Here is a 15869-nt window from a genome sequence, read left to right as displayed (position 1 = left end):
GGTCTACAGCTGGTGGTCGTTAGGAAGTGGGTGTGCATATTCGGTTGACTGTAATCCGACCTCGGTGCGCAATTATGCGCCCCTCGGAGGGTGTTCACAAAGGCGGAAGCCCAACCCGCTTCTGGGCGGACTTTGTTCAACTCCGCGATGCGGGGTTGGCCGCAGCGCTCGACGATCAACCCGGGGAATCGGGCGAGGCAATCAGTAATCCATCGGGATGTGGTGACGACTGGTCAGTTCCGCGGGTGTAGCTCATCCACTTGTGCCGCAGCGCTCTCACCGTGGGAGGGCGGGGGCGATCCCGAGGGCCGGGAGGGTCAGGAGTCCGTGGCCCTCGCCAGCTCCGACGTCTGCCAGGCGCAGGTCGTGAGGGGTCTGGGCTCCACGCGCCCGCAGCTCCGTGCCGATCAGCTCGGCTGCTGCGGCGGCCCCCGCCGACGTGCGCTCGAAGTAGGCACCCCACCAACGATGCAGGGGTATGAAGTCCTGCCACCCTCGGCCGGTCATCTCGGCATGGTGATCGTCGCTGTCTGCGCCGTCCCTGTCATCGACAAGCACCGTCAGGCTGTCTGCGGGGCTGACCAAAACCACCAGCCGCCGCGGCTTGCCCTCCGTGTCGACCACGATGTCGAAGCAGGCGTCGTCCTGGCCCAGCTGCCCTTCGAGCTGCTCACACCAGGCGCGGAGCAGGGCTTCGAGGGAAGCTCGAAGGCTCGTCCAGTCGTGTGCGACGGGCACGGACGGCGGAGGGGGTGCGGTCGGGATCGGCTGCCACTGCCACAGAAAGGGCAGATCCGCAGTGTCCAGCCCTGTGGCGTGCCGGAAGCGATCGGCCTCGGACAGCTCCAGGGCCTCGGTCCGGCGCACCGAGAGCTGCAGACCACCCTCTGCGGCATCGGGTGAATCAAGGATCACGGTGTGTGATGGTGCCCGCCAGCGAATCGTAGGCCCGACGGCGCTCCCGCCATAAAGCGTCGGCGGGCCGAGACTCTCGCTCACCGCGTTAATCGCCTGCCGAAGCCTCTCGATGCCCGATCGCGCCAGGGGTGGCACCGGGCGGATGCCGAGCGTGACCGGCGGCTGCAGCTCCTCCGTGGGCGCCGTTCGCATCAGATGGGCGGCAAGGTCCGGTATCGAAAGTCCACTCGATGCGGCTATGTCCATATCGTCAGTTTGCGTCATATGACGAACGTTATGAACCGAATGTGATGTAACGCGCAAAATGCACTCTGTGTACCCGGGGGGATGCAGAGGGCTCGCCGCCTCAGTGCGCCCGGAGTCGAGGCCCCCATAACGGGGCGGGCGTTCTACGGCCTTACGTAACTGACGGTTCCCGTACACGCGCGTGGCGCCCATAGGAGAGCGGCGCAGCGGCTGCTCAATCTACGTCGGCGGGACTGTTTGCCACAAACGTGCCGCGCGGCCGGATAGTGATCAAGACCCCCTCATCGAGCAAGGGGGAAAGTGATCTTCGGACTGTCGCCACGGAAACGGAGTGTTCGGCGGCGAGTGCCTCCAGGGATGGGATGCGATCACCGGGGCCGTAGACGCCGCGATTCACCTGGTCTCGAACGTGGGCTGTGATCTCGTCCTGAATCGATGTCCCTGTGGCAGCGGGCCAACTCTTTCCCGCGACCCTGGGTCGGGTGCCCATGCGTCGGGTTTCCACCAGTCCTGCATCGCGCAGCCTCGTAAGGGCTGCAGCCACGGTCTCGCGACTGACTCCGTACAGCTGCTGGATATCTGCGTATGTAAGCACGCGGCCCGGCGGCCAACGGCCATCGGTGATTCGGGCGCGTAGCTCTGTGGCCACCCGATCAGGCAATGAGTTCGGCCGTTGATTCCGGCTCATACCGCAGCCTCGAAAAGTAGGAGGTCGGTCGTGCTCAGCGAGCTCAACCCTTGCGGGTCGTGGTGTACGTCGGGCGTTGCGGCCAGCCTCGGACTCACCGCACGTCGGATTCGCTGACTGGCGGTGGATGCCCTGGCGTCCACCGCGCTGCTCATCTCCTTGCGGGTGCCGGATTCGGTGCTCCGGCCCTCCGCCTGGGGCATCAGATGAGCCCTTGCCGCATGTGTACGCTACGGCCGCCGCGCAATTCGGCAGCCGATAGCGGGCCATGACGCCGTGAAAGGCGCCGTTGAGTATGCGTTCGTACAAGGGCAGCGCCTCTGCGGTCGACGCCGCGGCGTCTCGCGCTCGCGGTGCGATCTGAGTGAAGTTGCAGACCCCGCGAACCCAGCACCCCCCGCTGCACGCGGCCCTCCGCGTCGGGTGGTCCGCCGCGGGGCACCATCGCCGCGCGGGCCTGCTCGACTCCTTCGCGCGACAGCCCGTCCAGCAGTTCCTTCGGCAGGTCCGTGTCAGAGCTCACGCCGTCATCGTGACTTCTTCGTCTCTACTGGCAGTGACAGCGAGCCGGTCGGCGGAACCCGTGGCTTTCTTGGCACGGGCAAGGTGCGCCAGCGACCTGGCTGTCTCGAAGGGGCCGTGGAGCGCGTCGGACTCGGCTGCCACATCCGGTCTCGCCGGGCGGTTTTGCCGGGCGGTGGAGGGTGCGTTGGGCGCCCCGGTCAGGTTGTTCGTCTCATTGGGGTCGTCTGCCATGGCTTTCTGGTTTCTGTCGCGCGCATCAGATGAGCCCTCCCCCCATCGTGTGCACCGCCGCCGTACGGTTGGGGAGTTGGTAGCGGGTCATTACCTTCTGCCGGACGTTCTCGACCGTGCGCTGCGGGGTAGCACATCTTCGACCCTGGCTATCTGGCCGTCGTTGAGGTGGAGCACGGCGCCGATCGATGCTGCTTGAAGGCCGAGCACTGCGCGAAGCTGTGCCCTTGGGGGAAGCACGGCGAGGGCGCGCGCCGTGGGCAGTACCTGTACGTCCGCACGCGGGTCGCGGTACGTCAGGGCTCGCACCTCTGGCGCGGTCAGCGCTTCCGTGACGACGACATGGGAGAAGACCTGCCGACGCCACATCTGGACCCGATCCACAGCAACCTGCCGCTGTACGGGCAGGCCAGGCATTAGCCCGGCCAGTGCGCCCTGCGCGGCCTCTTCGGGACTCTGCCCGTCCTCCACATTCGCCGTCGGCAGCACATAGGAGCCGTCGTGGAGTTGGATTAGCAGGAGCCGACCGTTCCTCACGACGGCGAGGACGCTGACGCCGACGATCGGAGGGCGCCAGTTCGCGTACGGGGCCCGGCGCCGAGTGCCCGACGCCGGTAACACGGCGACCGACGTCATGCGCAGCCCCCTCCGTCCACGGCCTGCACGATGTCGTTGAGGTGCTGGGGGCTACTGGTCCCGGGGATGGGCGCGACGTGGGGACCGCGTGCGAGGAGCCAGGACAGGGCGCCGGTCAATCCGGGTCCGCTGTCGACTGCCGTGCCGGCGTCGAGCGGCCGGTAAGCGACGTACGGGATCTCCTCGTCGCTGCACAGCTCCAGGACCGGGTCGTACCGGTCGTTGACGTTGAGGACGTTCTGCACGGCCGCGACCGCAACCTCCTTCTGCGCTCGGCGGAAGTCCTCGGGGGTGACCTTAGAGATCCCGATGTGGCCGATCTTGCCCTCGTCGCGGAGCGCGGCCAGCGTGCCCAGCTGGTTGGCGAGAGCCACCTCGGGATCGATCCGGTGCAGATAGCACAGCTCCAAGCGCTCGACGTTCAGGCGGCGCAGGCTCGCTTCGACGCAGGACCGCAGGTAGACGGGGTGACCGTGCGGCGCCCACATGTTGGAGGCCGGGCGGGCGAAGCCGACCTTGGTGGCGATGAGGAGTTCGTCGGGGTACGGGTAGAGGGCGTCCTTGATCAGGTGCTCGACGGTGTGGGGGCCGTAGGCGTCGGCGGTGTCGATGTGGCTGATGCCGTGAGTGTGGACGGCCTGGCGCAGGACGGCGAGGGCCCGGTTGCGGTCGTCCGGGTCTCCCCAGGTGCCGGGACCGGTGAGGCGCATGGTGCCGAAGCCCAGCCGGGTGACCGTCTTCCCGGCTATCTCGATGGTGCCGCCGAGCGGGGCGCTGCTCATACCGGGGCCTCCGTGGTGCACAGGTGCAGGGCGTGGGCGATGGCGAGTTCCTGGCTGTCTTCACGTGCGGAGACGCGGACGTGCGGCAGGTTCTCCTCGCGCAGGAGCGCGTGGGTGTGCTGGTCGACCAGCCGCCGGTACCGGTCGTCGTAGTCGTGCTTGGGCTTGACCGGGATGGTGGTGTTGAGGGTGGTCGCGAGCAGCAGGTCGTACGGGGTGTGGGCGGCGGCGAGGTTGTGCAGGGACTCGCGGTCCGTACGGGGAGCGGTGTCGCCGCGCCACTCCAGGGCGGCTCGGTAGTAGGAGAGGGCGTCCCAGCACGCGCGGTCGGCCAGGACCACGCGCACGGGCGCGTCCGAGTCGAGGCTCGCGGCTGCGGCCACTTCGTCGGCGATGCCGGTGGCGAGTACCCAGCGGGTGGACTCCGCCGTGTGGTTGTGCATCTTCGGCAGGGAGACCTGGGCGGCGCGGCGGCCGAGGCCGCCGGTCAGTGCGACCGGGATGTCTCGGCCGCGCAGTTCCATCTCGATCCGGCGCATCAGCAGGCTCTTGCCGGTGGAGTGGGTGCCCATCACGCCGATGCGGATGAGGGTCTTCGGGGTCACCACAGGGTGGGCTCCTGTTCGGGTTCGGGGGCGCCGGGCAGGCCCGGCGGGACGGCGGCGGCCACGAGCTGTTCCCAGCTCTCGTACTTGGTGGCCATGGCGGTGAGGAGCTGAGCGGTCGCGTATGCGTCGTAGGTGGCGCGGTGCCGGCCGGTGGCCGGGGCTCGGCTCAGGTCCGGGGCGGCGTGTTCGATCAGGGCGTCCAGGCTGTACTTGGGCAGCCCGGGGTAGATGGCCTTGGCCAGCCGGAGTGTGTCGATCACTCCGGCCGGCCGCCACGTGGGCAGGTGCGCGGACAGCACGCGGTAGTCCACGTGGGCGTTGTGGGCGGCGATCCACGCCGTGCCGAGGCAGGTGTGGACCTGGTCCTTGATCTCCTCCCAGCCGGGCTTCCCGTCGAGTACCTGGTTGGTGAGGCCGTGCACCCGGGCGGCGAACGGGGTGACCGGGTTCGGCGGCTTGATCAGCCAGGCGCCGGCCGTGGTCGTGTCGGGCTTCCCGTCGCGTACGGGGAGGGCTGCGACCTCGACCAGGTCGGGCGGGTTGGCGCCGTTGCCTTCGACATCGACAACGAGGAGCGCGGGCCAGGAGGGGAAGTTCATGCTGCTGAGGGTCCGTTCTCCGCCTCCCAGCCGATGGGGGCTCGGCCGTGTTGGCGGGGGTGGTGGGGCTTGGCGCGGTCGTGGCACTGGTAGCCGAAGCCGTGCTGGAGGAAGTAGCGCGGCGGTTCGTCCAGACCTTCAACGACGATGGCACGCTCGGTGACGTCGATCGGCCCGGTTGCGCCGAGGGCGCGCGCTTCCTGGGTGACGGCTGTCAACTCGGGTTTGACCCATGCCTTCTCGCAGAGCTTGATCTGCTCGGGCGGGCAGATGTCGCACAGCTCGCGGATGCCGTAGTGCCCGTTGTAGTCGGCCTCCCCGTGCGCGTACGCGACCCCGCAGCTCGTCTTGCGGAACAGCGGGCCCCAGGAGGCGTCCTTCTCGAAGGCGTCGAGGATGCGCTGCTCGGCGTGCTCGGGCATGATCTTGCGCCGGGCGGTGTCCTCGTAGGGCATCTCCAGGCCGTGGTCCTCGTAGTACGCGGCGATCTCCTTACGGAAGAACAGGCCGGTGAAGACGGTGGCGTGCGCGAACCGCGACAGCTCGTGCGCTCGGGCGATGTCCGCGGGTGAGTCGTTCAGGCCGGGGACGATGGGCCGCCAGTAGAGGATGGTGCGGTACCGCTCTGCGTGCTCGTACAGGGTGCGCAGGCTGGCCGCGGCGATCTTGCTGTCCACCGGTTCGATCCGCTCGTCCTGAATGTTCGAGTGGGTCACCAGCACGGTCAGGCGCAGGTTGCGGAAGTTGTTGAGGACCGCGCAGTCCTCGGGGTCGACGCGCCACCGGGTGATGATCAGCACGTGGTTGGTCAGCCCCTGGTCGTCGAGCTGCCGCAGCACGTTGAACAGGTGCGGCTTGACCGCGGGCAGCATCGGGTCCGTGGCCCGGTTCAGGAGCTGTATCGGCGTGCGGTGCGCCCGGAAGTACGGGTGGCCGACGAGCTTGCGGACGGCCTCCTCGTCGCTCATCAGGCGCCGGGGGACCTTCATCTCGAAGTTCGCGAAGGTGTGCCGGATGCAGTACCCGCAGTCGAGCGGGCAGCCGACGATCCAGTTCAGCGACAGGCCGCTCTTGCGGTACTCGATGACGTCGGCGAGTTCCGGCTTCATGCCGCTGATCTGGTCCGAAGACAGGATCGGCAGCGGGCGGCGGGTTTCGATGGTCGGTACGCTCATCAGGTGTCTCCCGGGGTCAGGTGGGTGTGCTCTGCGAGGGAACGGCGGGGGTGAGGAGGGCACGACGGCCGGCGCCGTACCAGGTGCCGAAGTCGCGGCGGGCCGCGTCCTGGTCGTCGCTGGTGTGGACGAGGTTGTGCACGAGCCGCTTCTCGGCGAGGGCTGCTTCGAGGCTGTCGTCCCCGAGGTCGCCGCGGATCGTGCCGGGGGCGGCCACCGTGGGGTCGAAGTGGCCGAGCAGGTCACGGAGCCGGGTGTGCAGGCCCGGCTCCCCGTGGGCGAGCGCGACGGTGACCTCCCGGCAGGCGTACGCCGCGTCCAGACAGGCCGGGATGTCGCGGCCGGGGAACCAGTCGCGGTCCACCAGGAGATCCCAGTAGTGGACGTGCGCCTGCCACGCCTGGACCGTCACGTCCTGCCGACCGGTGATGGTGACTCCGGCGGCGGCGATCCTGTCCAGGACGGCATCGACCAGGCCGCGTTCGACCGCGTCCGGCTTGCACAGGATGACGGACCAGCGGGCGAAGTCGATGCCCTCGACCACCGCGCCGGACGGAGGCTTGCGGCTCATCGGGAGCCCTCCGCCACGGCACCGTCCCACTTGTGGCCCACGAGCCAGCGCAGGCCCGGGTGCAGCGCGTCGATGACGTCCTGGCTCACCCATTCGATGTCGTCGTACTGGAGCTGCCGGTACAGCTCCAACAGCAGCAGCGCCTGCTGCCAGTACGGGGCCAGGTCCAGGTGCGCGATGTCGGCCGCGGTGTACTTGTCCGTGTTGGTGCGCAGCCGCTCTTCGTGCCCCAGGACCTGCCGGATGGTCTCGGGGGTGGTGTCTGAGGGCATCGCCGGGAAGGGGAAGGAGAGGGACGAGGGCCGCAGCGCTGCCTCCTCCAGTACCCGCTTGACGCGCGCGACGTTGCGCTCGTTGACGTGGGCGGAGCCGATCGTGTGGGTGTAGTGGCCCAGCTCCAGGCCGAGTTGGACGGCGATGAACTCCTGGATCATCGTGAAGGAGAACACGTCCGACAGGAACCCGCAGTCGAGGTCGTTGGCCCGCATGTGGCAGACCATGTGCAGGGCGCCGTCCCGGACGAGGAGGTGCAGGCCCGCCAGGCACGCCATGTCCGGGTTGACGGCGACCGCGTGCTCGGCCGCGGAGAAGACGGGGAGGTAGCCGCGCTTGCTGTCGGGCTCGTGCCGCAGCAGGTGCATCACCCGCTCGAAAGGCGAGGGCTCGCCGTAGACACCCCGCGCGAAGAGGGTGTGACCGTACGCGGAGCCGCCGAGGTTCACGCCGTCGGGGGAGCCGGCGCGCATCGATGAGGCGTAGTGCTCCATCATCTTCAGGTCCCGGCGGCCGGCGAGGTACCAGAGGGCTTCGGCGAACTGGAACACCGGGTTCGCCTTGCGGGCGGCGATGTACGGTAACCGCTGCCGCGGGTCGGTCAGGCGGAAGGTGACGCCGATGACCTCACGGGCCTCGTTCCCTCGGGCGTCGATGTGGTACTCGGGGTCGCCGCAGGCAAGCCGGATCAGGTCGAGGTACGCGCCTTCGACCGTGCGATAGGTGGTTGCTGTCAGGGGCATCCGATTCTCCAGTCCAGTGGTCGGGTGATGAATGCGGGACGTGGCCGGCGCGGGGCCGCCAGGGCTCGCCTCCTAGGGGGGGAGCTGGGCCCCGCGACGGCGTGTGTAGCGAAGCTGCGGCTAGGCGGCCAGGGTCGTGGCGCGCAGGTAGGCGTCCTTTATGGCCTGGGTGAACTGCCGCTCGGCACGGCTTCCCGCCTCGGCTTCGGCCTCGCGGTACGAGCCGAACCTCTGCCAGTAGGCGCGGCCGGTCTCCGTCGCCATCAGCTTGTCTGCGTGCAGGGCCAGTTGGCGGAGTGGAACGAGACCGCGCCGGAAACGCAGGCTGAGCTGGCAGAGAGAGCGGTTGCCGGACAGCATCTGCTGGTACTGCTGGGGCTCGATCCCTTCGGGCGCCCAGAACGCGGCCTCCAGCGGGTCCGAGGAGGCTCGGGCCAGCCACTCGATCTGGATGCGCGAGAGCGCGGTGTCGATGTCCTGCTTGTGGTGGCGGTGCCTCTGCACGAGCTGGGCGACGGCGATGGCGGCGCCGGCCCCCCCGGCTGCGAGTACGGCCGTGCTGGTCTTCATGAGCAATTCCCTTCGATCGGGTATCCGACTGGCGCGCTCCGGGGAGCGCGGTTGGCCGGCGCGGGGTGCGAGGGCTCGCGTCAGGTACGAGGCGACAGCCCCGCGCCGGGGTGATCACCGCCTGACGGCCGGGCCCGTACCATCCGGGCCGCCGGGCGGCTGTCTAGGGAGAGAGGACGAGGTCGGACAGTGCGACAGGGGTGACCCGGTGGAGTGTGGTGACCATCTGCATCGCGATCGTCCAGCGCACCGCCAGGTCGTCGGTCGCCACCATGTGCAGCTGCTTCTCCGGCAGGGGCAGCGGCTCCAAGGTCCGGGGGTCGAGTGTGAGCCCGGCGACGCCCCAGCCCTGTGCGTACGACACCAGCGCGGCCGTCCACCCTTTGCGCAGGTGGGGGCAGTCGGTCACGGACTCCACCGCACACGGCCGGCAGACCGGCGCCATCACCGTGCGCTCCCCCTCCGCGATCGGGCGGCCTTGCGCGGCCCGCGCGACGTACAGATGCCGCTCACCCCAGCGCGCGCGAAGTCCGAGTCGAACGTCGATGCGCCGCAGACGCCGCAGAGCATGTGCGTCACGGCCTGCCGCTGACGCAGCGAATGCATCCCGCCAAGGTCAGGGGTGCCCCGTCCGCGGGCGAGGGACTGCCGGGTCCACAAGATCCCCATCCGACGGTCGTGGGGCTGCTCGTCGGCGTACCCGATGCCCGTACCGCCCACTCCCGCCAGCCGGACGATCTGACCGGGCAGGGTGGTCTCCGCAGTCCACGGGGCGATGTACGGGACGTGCAGGCCCCGCCAGCGGAAGTGCTTCCTCGTCGTTGTGGTGCTCATGCTGCGGCCATGAGATTGGCGGTGGGCGAGTCCTCCCGAGCAGGGGGCGGCTCCCGGAGACGCCGGCGGAGACGGTCCAGAGCCTCGGCCGCAGGCGGCAGCCCGACGTCCGCGCGTCGCTCGTCCAGCTTCTCCGGCTCACGCACCGGCTCTCGTACGTGGCCGTCGGCGCCCAGGACGTACTGGGTGCCGAAGAGCTGCGGCATCCCCGCCCGGAGCAGGCACCGGTCGTGCAGGTGCGCCCACTGCCTGATCGATGCGGTGCCGGCCTGTACCGCCTGGTACATGGCCCGAGCGCTGAGCTTCTGCACGGTCGCGCAGGTGTCGGCGTGCAGGGCGAGCTGGAGAGCCGCCGCCGCGCCGTCCTCGCCGACCATTCCGGCGACCGGCCACCCGTGCTCGCCGATGATCCGGCCGAGGATGACGGAGTTGGCGTAGTCGTCCTGGAGGCCGCGGCCGATCTCCTGCTCGGAAAGCTGTTGGCGGGACAGGCGCTGCCATCGGGGCTCCGCCGTATCGAAGCGGGCCAGTAACTCCCTTCGCAGGTAGGGGAGCTTAGGGCCGGGCGTCACGGCCGGGCCCGGAGGCCGACCTGCCGGAGCGGGGGCGGATTCCACGGTGAGTCCTTCGGGAAAGGGGGGCTGAGTGCTCAGACGGAGGATTCGCTGAGGAAGCGGTCGAGGTCGACCACCTCCTCCAGGTCGGAGAGTTCACGCACCAGAAGGCCAGCCAGGGCCCAGCGCAGGATCTCCGCGTCGGCGCCGTACGGGATGGGACGCGGGCCGCCGGGGCGCGGCCGTACCTCGTGGCGGCCGGCCGGCTCGTACAGGGTGCCGACGACGCCCCAGAGCGCGGAGACGCCCACCAGCAGCGCGGTGAACCCGCTGCGGAGTCTCGGGTCGCGGGCCGCGCAGGCGGCGGCGTGATCCAGGCAGACCGGCGGGTGAACCGTCCGCACCACCCCGTTCTCCATGCGCTCGTCTTCGGTGACCAGGTGGAGATAGCGTCCGTCCCGCAGACGGGCCGGGCAGCCGCAGGCCCCGCAGTACCGGTGCAGTTGGATGCCGTACTGCCGGTCCGGGTGCAGGCCGCCGGCAGGCTGCCCGACCGGCCGCTCGGTGCGGCTCAGCCTTTGGGAGCACCGAGTCCAGAGCGTGCCCTTGCTGTCGCGGTCGCCCTCCGTCTCGTCCCAGTACGTCAGGTGCTCCCCCTCCGGGTCGCGCCTCACGATCAGGGACGCCGCGTCGGGGCCGATCACCTCGCCGGCGCGTGCGGTGACGTAGAAGGCGGGCTTCGCCCCGGGCTCCGGTGTGGAGTCGTTCATCGCGCTGCTCCCTGGAGGGACGGCACCAAGAGGTGGAAGACGGTGATCGTGGGCAAGTGGTCGGACAGACCCCGCGATGTGGGGGTGTCCACCACCCGGTGGTCGTAGATCGCCGGGATCAGCGGGGGTGACGCCAGGACGTAGTCCGACCGGCGGTCCCACCTCTCCGTGCCCCCGCCCCAGTGGCCGGCCGTACGGGGCGGCACGATCCCGAGATGCAGCGGCGGGTCGGCGAACCCCGCGCTGCGCAGGGCGCGCATCGCGTCACGGTCCGCGTCGCCGTAACTGCCATCGGGCAGTACCTTCCGATGCCGCGAGTGCAGATGGGAGGGGACACGGTTCCAGTCGGCGGGGTCCTCGTCGCCGAGGCCGGAGACATTGAGGTCCCCGACGATCATCGAGAATTCGTCGTCGGCGGCGTACTCCGTCAGCCATCCCGCCTCCGTCAGCCGCAGGGCCGGGCTGAAGGGGTTGAAGTGCGCGTGCAAGACCTTGATCGTCAGCCCGGCGACCTTCATCACGGCGCGGGAGGCGGTGTGATGGAAACGACCGTTGGAGATGTCCGGCGTGAACTTCGTGCAGCGGACCCGCGGCCACCGGTAATAGAGGACGAGGTGGCAGCCATGGCTCTGCGAGGGCGCGAACAGCGGCTGCATCCCCAGCCTCTCGGCAGTCGCGTGGAGCCGCGCGCGGTCCTGCCGCTCCCAGTGCTTGGCCTCCTGGATGCCCAGGATGTCGAGGTCGAGGGATTCCAGGAGGTCCATCTGTTCGGCCCAGCGGTCTCCGCTGCCGTCCATGACGTTGTAGGACCCGACGCGAAGCAGGGCATCCCGCGGGGGCACGCTCCGTAGGATGCTGCTCATGCCGCCCTCCGCAGTTCCGCGACCGCGTACGGCCGGCGGCACGGCGCGATGATCTTGCCGTCGGGCAGGAGGTGGCCGGTGTCGTCGAAGAGCACGACACCGTTGCACAGCAGGTCCCAGCCCTGCTCGGGGTGGGCGACGGAGACACGGGCGGCCTGCCGGTCGGGCGCGTCACCCGTGGGACAAGGCGGAATGTGGCGGCACATCCTGGTCGTCTTCCTTTCGGTGCACGTGCTGGAGTCGGGGCCCCCGTCGGAGTGGCCGAGCCGCGGGGGAGCAGCCTCGGGAACGGTCCGGAGAGGGCGGTTCAGGGGCGCCCGGGAGGAAGCGATCGTGGCGAGGGTCGTCGTGATCACCGCTCGATCACCCCTCGTACGATGCGGAGTTCGTCCAGACGCTCGATGAGGGCCAAGGTGAGGACTGCCATCCTCCGCAGGACAGAGAGCGGCGGAGGCAGGGTGTCGGTCGACTCCTCGGAAGTCAGCTCTCGCGCCTCGGCGATGAGGACGGCGACGTCCGCGTGCGCGTCGGCGTGGTCATTGAGACCTCGGTTCGTCAGTTCCGTGAGGACGATGCGGAAGTGCTCGGCCAGTTCGGCGGCGTCCTTGTACGCGGGAGAAGGGCCTTTGCCGGACCGGCCTGCGGCGTGGTGACTGGTCTCCTCCTGACCTTGCAGGACGACATCCAGGGCGCTGAGCACCTTGTCCCATTCGACCTTTCGGTACTTCGACAGGGCGGTGAGGATGTACTGAAGCTCAGCCGCGTCGTGGGGCGGCGTCCAACGTGGTACCCGGCGGCCGGTGGCGACACTGGTCATCAAGCCGCCGCCAAGTTCAGCTCGCACCACGTGGCGGAGCCGCCGTCCATCACGCCCCAGGCACCGTCGCCCTCCGAGGTGATGACCTCGACAAGGGCGAGTCCGCGACCGCTCTCGTCGTCGTCCCCGGAAGGCCGACGTGGTGTTCGGAAGCTGGGGATGCCGTCGCGGACGACGATGCGCAGGAAGCCGGCGCGGAGCGAGAGCGCCACGGTCACCTTCTGGCCGCCACTGTGGACGATCGCGTTGGTGACCAGCTCGGAGAGGATCAGCACGGCCTGGTCCGCGAGGCCGGACAGGCCGTGCGCAGACAGGTGTTCGCGCGCCTGGTGCCGGATGGCGCCGACCTGCCGACCGTCTTCCGGCGGTGGAAGCTCGCCGGGCGGCCGGCGCGTGATGCCGAAGGTGGACTGCATCAAGCAGGTCTCGTTCTGGGTGCCCGGGGCTAACCGTACGTGCGGCGTCCGGACGTCTCGGTTGCTGCTGCCCATCGACACGGTGGACGCGGGGGTGTGGCTCTGGCTCGTCATCGCGGCCTCGGCTTCGGTTGAGGTGTGGGTGACGGGAGATCGCCCTCTCGGGGGCGGGAGGGCGATCCCCAGCCGAACCGGCGGACCGGTCCGCAGGAAGGCGGGCATCACCGTGCGTCACAAATGATCATGACCTGATGGACAGTCATGCCGCCGTGCGCTCAGTCTGCTCCTTTTTTGGTTCGGAGTGCAACACTTTCGCGGATAATCAAAAACGGCGGGAACGTTCGTGCGGATGGCCAGAGGTAACGCGGGCGTGCCAGACTGCGCCCATGACGCAGAACAGAGCGACGTCGTCATCGAAGCGGGCGACGCCGTCAATCAAGAGGCGACGCGTGGGCGCCCAACTGCGCCAGTGGCGCGAGGCGGTTGACCTGCCGTCAGGCGACGCTGCTCGTGCCATGGGCTGGAGCCAGGCACGTTTCTCTCGCGTCGAGCGCGGCTACTACCGCATCGGGCGAGACGATGTGCTCACCCTGTGTGCGAAGATCGGCGTCGAAGACGAAGACGGCGTTGCGGAGGTTGCCCGCGTTGCGGAAGAGCCGGCGGGCAAGGGCTGGTGGGCGTCGTACGCCGAGAAGGTGAGCGAGGCGTACCTCGACTTCGTGGAACTGGAAGCCGAGGCGGAGACTATCCGCATCATGCACCCCAAGGTGATCCCGGGCCTCGTGCAGTCACCCCGCTACGTCAGGGAGATGCATTCGAGTGCCCGCTCGAACGATCCGGAGTCACTCATCGCCCTTCGTCTGGCTCGGCAGGAAGTTCTCAGCCGAGCCAAGTTCCATGGACTGATCCCTGAGTCCGCCTTCCACGCAGAGTTCGAGTCCAGCCCCGGCCTCATGAAGGACCAGCTCCGCAAACTGATCGATGCCTCCGAGATGGAGAACGTCACCCTCCAGATCCTGCCGCTCACCGCCCACCCATCCGTGGGATCGAACGGTGCGATGACGATCCTCACGTTCCGTCACCCGTGGACGCCCGTCGCCAGCATCGACAACCCGATGGGCGGTTCGCACACCTACGACCCGGCCCAGGTCGCCTACCTGGAAGCTGAGTTCGAGAACATCGCTTCCTCTGCCCTTCCCGTGGACAAGTCACGGGATCTCCTCAATGAGTACCTGGAAGGACTGCACCAGTGACCACCAACAACGGACACCCGCTCAATGCATCGGAGCTTGAGGGGGCTGTCTGGAAGAAGTCTTCCTACAGCGGGGACTCTCAGGGGCAGTGCGTCGAGGTCGCCACCTTGACTGCCGCCTCCGGCATTCGGGACTCCAAGAACCCCGGCGGCCCGGCGCTGATCTTCCCCTCGAACTCGTTCGAGCAGTTCATGGCGGGCATCAAGTCCGGCGAGTTCAGTATCTGAGCAAGCGCCACACGCGTTGAGGCCCGCCTCCCCCATGCCAACTGGGGGAGGCGGGCCTCACGTACTCCTGGGCCCTTGAGCCTCGCGCAGAGTACCCCGTCAGCGCTACGTGTCAGTAGGGTGCCCGCACACGGGCACCTCCGACAGTGGATCGGTCATTCCTGCGGAGTGCGGGCCGGTCGTAGACGGTGGCCGCCGTAGTTGCCCCCGGCGCCCACCGGCCGCGCCGGCTCCGCTCGGCCAGCGGCACGTGCGCCTGCACCAGGTCAGTGTTCGGCCCGGCCAGCAGGGAGCGGGCGGTGACTTTCTTTCCACCGACGCAGGGGATACCAGCCCGGTCGGCGAGCACCTGCACGCGATCGTTGATTGACCCCGACTTCGACTTCTTGCCGCGCTTGGTGGACTGGTCCCGGGGCGTCGGGTTGCCCTTGGACGTCAGTCAGGGCCAGGAATACCGGCCGACGCGCGCCCGCCCCGCCGATCCGCTTACGTACGCCAATGCAAGCTCGCGGCAGCGGAGGCTGACCTGGGAACCGAGTTTCAGCTCGTCAGATCGGTCCGGCGGCGACTTCGTTTCCGGCTCCATCCGGAGCGGGCCTGGAGTCTGCTCCCGTACGGACGAGGGCCACCGAGGTCGTCACCGAGGACAAGTCCGCGGACCGGCCCGCCTCTGCCGAAGGCGCTGAGTGCGACCTGGGCCCAGGCGCGCAGTGGAGCACGACGTCTTCGACCTAAGTGGCATGGCGCGGCCCAGCATCGTGTGAACTGCTGGCGCGAGCGCCGAGACCAGCGGCCGCTGTAGTGGGTCGGGTCATGTGGATCGCTGCCCCGGCATACCTAGAACCAGCTTTTTCTCGGCGGCTGAAGGGGGATTCGCTCACGGCAGACGAGAAAGAACTCCAAAAGACTGGATAACGCCGCCGGGGTCATGTCAACGTACAACGTCCCGGAAAGAACCAGGCCGGGCGGTTGGGCTACACCGCAAGGTGACAACCACTCCAAAAATATCCGTCCGGGACCGCTGCGTGTCGGCTTGGTCCGTACTTGAGGAGGCGCATTTGTCTGAATCTGCTATTCGATCCCCTCGCTTCACTTCGCCGACCCTATTTGTCCTTGGTGGGTTGAACGCTTGGGCTGGCCACATGGCGGGTGACTACCTTGCCGTGTCTAGCGGAATCTGTCTCTGCGCCTGTGCGGCCGGCCTGTTCGGTGAGGACCTGTTGCAACGGGCATACCGCGGCGATCGTGCCGTCCTCGTGTATGTAGCGGCGCACCCTGGCGCCACGGCGCGGCATGTGGCATGGGCCATCAGCATCCCCGAACGCATTGCTGCGCGGAGCCTCGATCGGCTAGCGGATGACGGCCTGCTGGCGGTGGTATCGGATGACGCGACTCTAGCTTTGCGTTCCTATCGGTTGGTTTCCTGACGGCAGTTTCCCTGGGGCTTGGTCTGAGGCGGGGGGGGGGGGGGGGGGGCGCCCCCCGCCCCCCGGCGCCTATCAACACCGCCGAGCAAGCCTACAGTGGGGCGGGCGGAGCGGGCGAGGGCTGTGGGGGGGGCCCGCCCCCC

The 15869-nt window shown here is 68.7% G+C and carries 21 protein-coding genes; 3 read left to right on the top strand and 18 right to left on the bottom strand.

What is annotated here, in order from left to right; translation table 11 throughout:
* Positions 1 to 276: 276 nt before the first annotated feature.
* The 3 genes from ACIQAK_RS27430 to ACIQAK_RS27420 form a co-directional block, all read right to left on the bottom strand.
* Positions 277 to 1182 (bottom strand): hypothetical protein, encoded by a 906-nt coding sequence (locus ACIQAK_RS27430; protein ID WP_366392455.1) that lies wholly within the window; start codon positions 1180 to 1182, stop codon positions 277 to 279.
* A 196-nt stretch (positions 1183 to 1378) separates the two neighbouring features.
* Entirely contained in the window at positions 1379 to 1852 is a 474-nt protein-coding gene (locus ACIQAK_RS27425; RefSeq protein ID WP_078657382.1) for a GntR family transcriptional regulator, read from the bottom strand.
* 519 nt (positions 1853 to 2371) lie between these two features.
* Positions 2372 to 2608 carry a hypothetical protein gene (locus ACIQAK_RS27420; protein ID WP_366392456.1) on the bottom strand — a complete coding sequence of 79 codons (237 nt, stop codon included), beginning with the start codon at positions 2606 to 2608 and terminating at the stop codon, positions 2372 to 2374.
* Between the two features lie 195 nt (positions 2609 to 2803).
* Between ACIQAK_RS27420 and ACIQAK_RS27415 the strand changes: the two genes are divergently transcribed.
* Complete coding sequence (locus ACIQAK_RS27415; RefSeq protein ID WP_366392457.1) at positions 2804 to 3028, top strand: hypothetical protein; 225 nt, start codon at positions 2804 to 2806, stop codon at positions 3026 to 3028.
* 212 nt (positions 3029 to 3240) lie between these two features.
* Here the strand turns inward: ACIQAK_RS27415 and ACIQAK_RS27410 are convergent, their stop codons facing one another.
* The 15 genes from ACIQAK_RS27410 to ACIQAK_RS27340 all read right to left on the bottom strand — a co-directional run bounded on the left by ACIQAK_RS27410 (position 3241) and on the right by ACIQAK_RS27340 (position 12933).
* The gene (locus ACIQAK_RS27410) at positions 3241 to 4026 is read right to left on the bottom strand and encodes an aldo/keto reductase (protein ID WP_366392458.1); all 786 of its coding nucleotides are present in this window, start codon (positions 4024 to 4026) and stop codon (positions 3241 to 3243) included.
* On the bottom strand, positions 4023 to 4631 hold the full coding sequence (locus tag ACIQAK_RS27405; RefSeq protein ID WP_366392459.1) for an AAA family ATPase: 609 nt from the start codon (positions 4629 to 4631) through the stop codon (positions 4023 to 4025). Before ACIQAK_RS27405 ends, ACIQAK_RS27410 begins: the two co-directional genes overlap by 4 nt.
* Positions 4628 to 5233, bottom strand: a complete 606-nt coding sequence (locus ACIQAK_RS27400) for a 3'-5' exonuclease (RefSeq protein WP_366392460.1) — start codon at positions 5231 to 5233, stop codon at positions 4628 to 4630. The genes ACIQAK_RS27405 and ACIQAK_RS27400 overlap by 4 nt, the downstream gene beginning before the upstream one ends.
* A complete protein-coding gene (locus tag ACIQAK_RS27395; protein WP_366392461.1) occupies positions 5230 to 6408 on the bottom strand; it encodes a radical SAM protein in 1179 nt (392 codons plus the stop codon). Before ACIQAK_RS27395 ends, ACIQAK_RS27400 begins: the two co-directional genes overlap by 4 nt.
* Before the next feature lie 16 nt (positions 6409 to 6424).
* Positions 6425 to 6979, bottom strand: coding sequence for a nucleoside-diphosphate kinase (locus ACIQAK_RS27390; protein ID WP_366392462.1), 555 nt, complete (start codon positions 6977 to 6979; stop codon positions 6425 to 6427).
* The gene (locus ACIQAK_RS27385; protein WP_366392463.1) at positions 6976 to 7995 is read right to left on the bottom strand and encodes a thymidylate synthase; all 1020 of its coding nucleotides are present in this window, start codon (positions 7993 to 7995) and stop codon (positions 6976 to 6978) included. The genes ACIQAK_RS27390 and ACIQAK_RS27385 overlap by 4 nt, the downstream gene beginning before the upstream one ends.
* A 120-nt stretch (positions 7996 to 8115) precedes the next feature.
* A complete protein-coding gene (locus ACIQAK_RS27380) occupies positions 8116 to 8565 on the bottom strand; it encodes a DUF6082 family protein (protein WP_366392464.1) in 450 nt (149 codons plus the stop codon).
* Between the two features lie 163 nt (positions 8566 to 8728).
* Positions 8729 to 8974 (bottom strand): hypothetical protein, encoded by a 246-nt coding sequence (locus ACIQAK_RS27375; protein WP_366392465.1) that lies wholly within the window; start codon positions 8972 to 8974, stop codon positions 8729 to 8731.
* Between the two features lie 35 nt (positions 8975 to 9009).
* Positions 9010 to 9399, bottom strand: coding sequence for a hypothetical protein (locus ACIQAK_RS27370; RefSeq protein ID WP_366392466.1), 390 nt, complete (start codon positions 9397 to 9399; stop codon positions 9010 to 9012).
* Positions 9396 to 9971: a DUF6624 domain-containing protein gene (locus tag ACIQAK_RS27365; RefSeq protein WP_366392467.1), complete on the bottom strand. Its 576-nt coding sequence runs from the start codon at positions 9969 to 9971 to the stop codon at positions 9396 to 9398. Before ACIQAK_RS27365 ends, ACIQAK_RS27370 begins: the two co-directional genes overlap by 4 nt.
* A gap of 77 nt (positions 9972 to 10048) precedes the next feature.
* Complete coding sequence (locus ACIQAK_RS27360) at positions 10049 to 10723, bottom strand: hypothetical protein (protein ID WP_366392468.1); 675 nt, start codon at positions 10721 to 10723, stop codon at positions 10049 to 10051.
* On the bottom strand, positions 10720 to 11586 hold the full coding sequence (locus ACIQAK_RS27355) for an endonuclease/exonuclease/phosphatase family protein (RefSeq protein WP_366392469.1): 867 nt from the start codon (positions 11584 to 11586) through the stop codon (positions 10720 to 10722). The genes ACIQAK_RS27360 and ACIQAK_RS27355 overlap by 4 nt, the downstream gene beginning before the upstream one ends.
* On the bottom strand, positions 11583 to 11792 hold the full coding sequence (locus ACIQAK_RS27350; RefSeq protein WP_366392470.1) for a DUF5999 family protein: 210 nt from the start codon (positions 11790 to 11792) through the stop codon (positions 11583 to 11585). The genes ACIQAK_RS27355 and ACIQAK_RS27350 overlap by 4 nt, the downstream gene beginning before the upstream one ends.
* Before the next feature lie 146 nt (positions 11793 to 11938).
* A complete protein-coding gene (locus ACIQAK_RS27345; RefSeq protein ID WP_366392471.1) occupies positions 11939 to 12403 on the bottom strand; it encodes a hypothetical protein in 465 nt (154 codons plus the stop codon).
* Positions 12403 to 12933: an ATP-binding protein gene (locus ACIQAK_RS27340; protein ID WP_366392472.1), complete on the bottom strand. Its 531-nt coding sequence runs from the start codon at positions 12931 to 12933 to the stop codon at positions 12403 to 12405. Before ACIQAK_RS27340 ends, ACIQAK_RS27345 begins: the two co-directional genes overlap by 1 nt.
* 272 nt (positions 12934 to 13205) lie before the next feature.
* On the opposite strand from ACIQAK_RS27340, the gene ACIQAK_RS27335 reads away from it, so the two are divergent.
* Together ACIQAK_RS27335 and ACIQAK_RS27330 are read left to right on the top strand one after the other, a co-directional pair.
* Positions 13206 to 14072 carry a helix-turn-helix transcriptional regulator gene (locus ACIQAK_RS27335; RefSeq protein ID WP_366392473.1) on the top strand — a complete coding sequence of 289 codons (867 nt, stop codon included), beginning with the start codon at positions 13206 to 13208 and terminating at the stop codon, positions 14070 to 14072.
* A complete protein-coding gene (locus tag ACIQAK_RS27330; RefSeq protein ID WP_366392474.1) occupies positions 14069 to 14299 on the top strand; it encodes a DUF397 domain-containing protein in 231 nt (76 codons plus the stop codon). Before ACIQAK_RS27335 ends, ACIQAK_RS27330 begins: the two co-directional genes overlap by 4 nt.
* The last annotated feature ends 1570 nt before the right edge of the window (positions 14300 to 15869 follow it).

The sequence above is a fragment of the Streptomyces sp. NPDC088706 genome, assembly GCF_044752765.1.
Classification (GTDB): Bacteria; Actinomycetota; Actinomycetes; order Streptomycetales; family Streptomycetaceae; genus Streptomyces.
Note: the sequence above shows the minus strand (reverse complement) of the source record. Positions and strands in the feature narration are given on the sequence as shown.

Excerpts from the sequence above, each read along its gene's own strand:
- ACIQAK_RS27430 (WP_366392455.1), bottom strand. The coding sequence starts at position 1,182 with ATGACGCAAACTGACGATATGGACATAGCCGCATCGAGTGGACTTTCG.
- ACIQAK_RS27425 (WP_078657382.1), bottom strand. The coding sequence starts at position 1,852 with ATGAGCCGGAATCAACGGCCGAACTCATTGCCTGATCGGGTGGCCACA.
- ACIQAK_RS27420 (WP_366392456.1), bottom strand. The coding sequence starts at position 2,608 with ATGGCAGACGACCCCAATGAGACGAACAACCTGACCGGGGCGCCCAAC.
- ACIQAK_RS27410 (WP_366392458.1), bottom strand. The coding sequence starts at position 4,026 with ATGAGCAGCGCCCCGCTCGGCGGCACCATCGAGATAGCCGGGAAGACG.
- ACIQAK_RS27400 (WP_366392460.1), bottom strand. The coding sequence starts at position 5,233 with ATGAACTTCCCCTCCTGGCCCGCGCTCCTCGTTGTCGATGTCGAAGGC.
- ACIQAK_RS27395 (WP_366392461.1), bottom strand. The coding sequence starts at position 6,408 with ATGAGCGTACCGACCATCGAAACCCGCCGCCCGCTGCCGATCCTGTCT.
- ACIQAK_RS27390 (WP_366392462.1), bottom strand. The coding sequence starts at position 6,979 with ATGAGCCGCAAGCCTCCGTCCGGCGCGGTGGTCGAGGGCATCGACTTC.
- ACIQAK_RS27385 (WP_366392463.1), bottom strand. The coding sequence starts at position 7,995 with ATGCCCCTGACAGCAACCACCTATCGCACGGTCGAAGGCGCGTACCTC.
- ACIQAK_RS27380 (WP_366392464.1), bottom strand. The coding sequence starts at position 8,565 with ATGAAGACCAGCACGGCCGTACTCGCAGCCGGGGGGGCCGGCGCCGCC.
- ACIQAK_RS27370 (WP_366392466.1), bottom strand. The coding sequence starts at position 9,399 with ATGAGCACCACAACGACGAGGAAGCACTTCCGCTGGCGGGGCCTGCAC.
- ACIQAK_RS27360 (WP_366392468.1), bottom strand. The coding sequence starts at position 10,723 with ATGAACGACTCCACACCGGAGCCCGGGGCGAAGCCCGCCTTCTACGTC.
- ACIQAK_RS27355 (WP_366392469.1), bottom strand. The coding sequence starts at position 11,586 with ATGAGCAGCATCCTACGGAGCGTGCCCCCGCGGGATGCCCTGCTTCGC.
- ACIQAK_RS27350 (WP_366392470.1), bottom strand. The coding sequence starts at position 11,792 with ATGTGCCGCCACATTCCGCCTTGTCCCACGGGTGACGCGCCCGACCGG.
- ACIQAK_RS27345 (WP_366392471.1), bottom strand. The coding sequence starts at position 12,403 with ATGACCAGTGTCGCCACCGGCCGCCGGGTACCACGTTGGACGCCGCCC.
- ACIQAK_RS27340 (WP_366392472.1), bottom strand. The coding sequence starts at position 12,933 with ATGACGAGCCAGAGCCACACCCCCGCGTCCACCGTGTCGATGGGCAGC.
- ACIQAK_RS27335 (WP_366392473.1), top strand. The coding sequence starts at position 13,206 with ATGACGCAGAACAGAGCGACGTCGTCATCGAAGCGGGCGACGCCGTCA.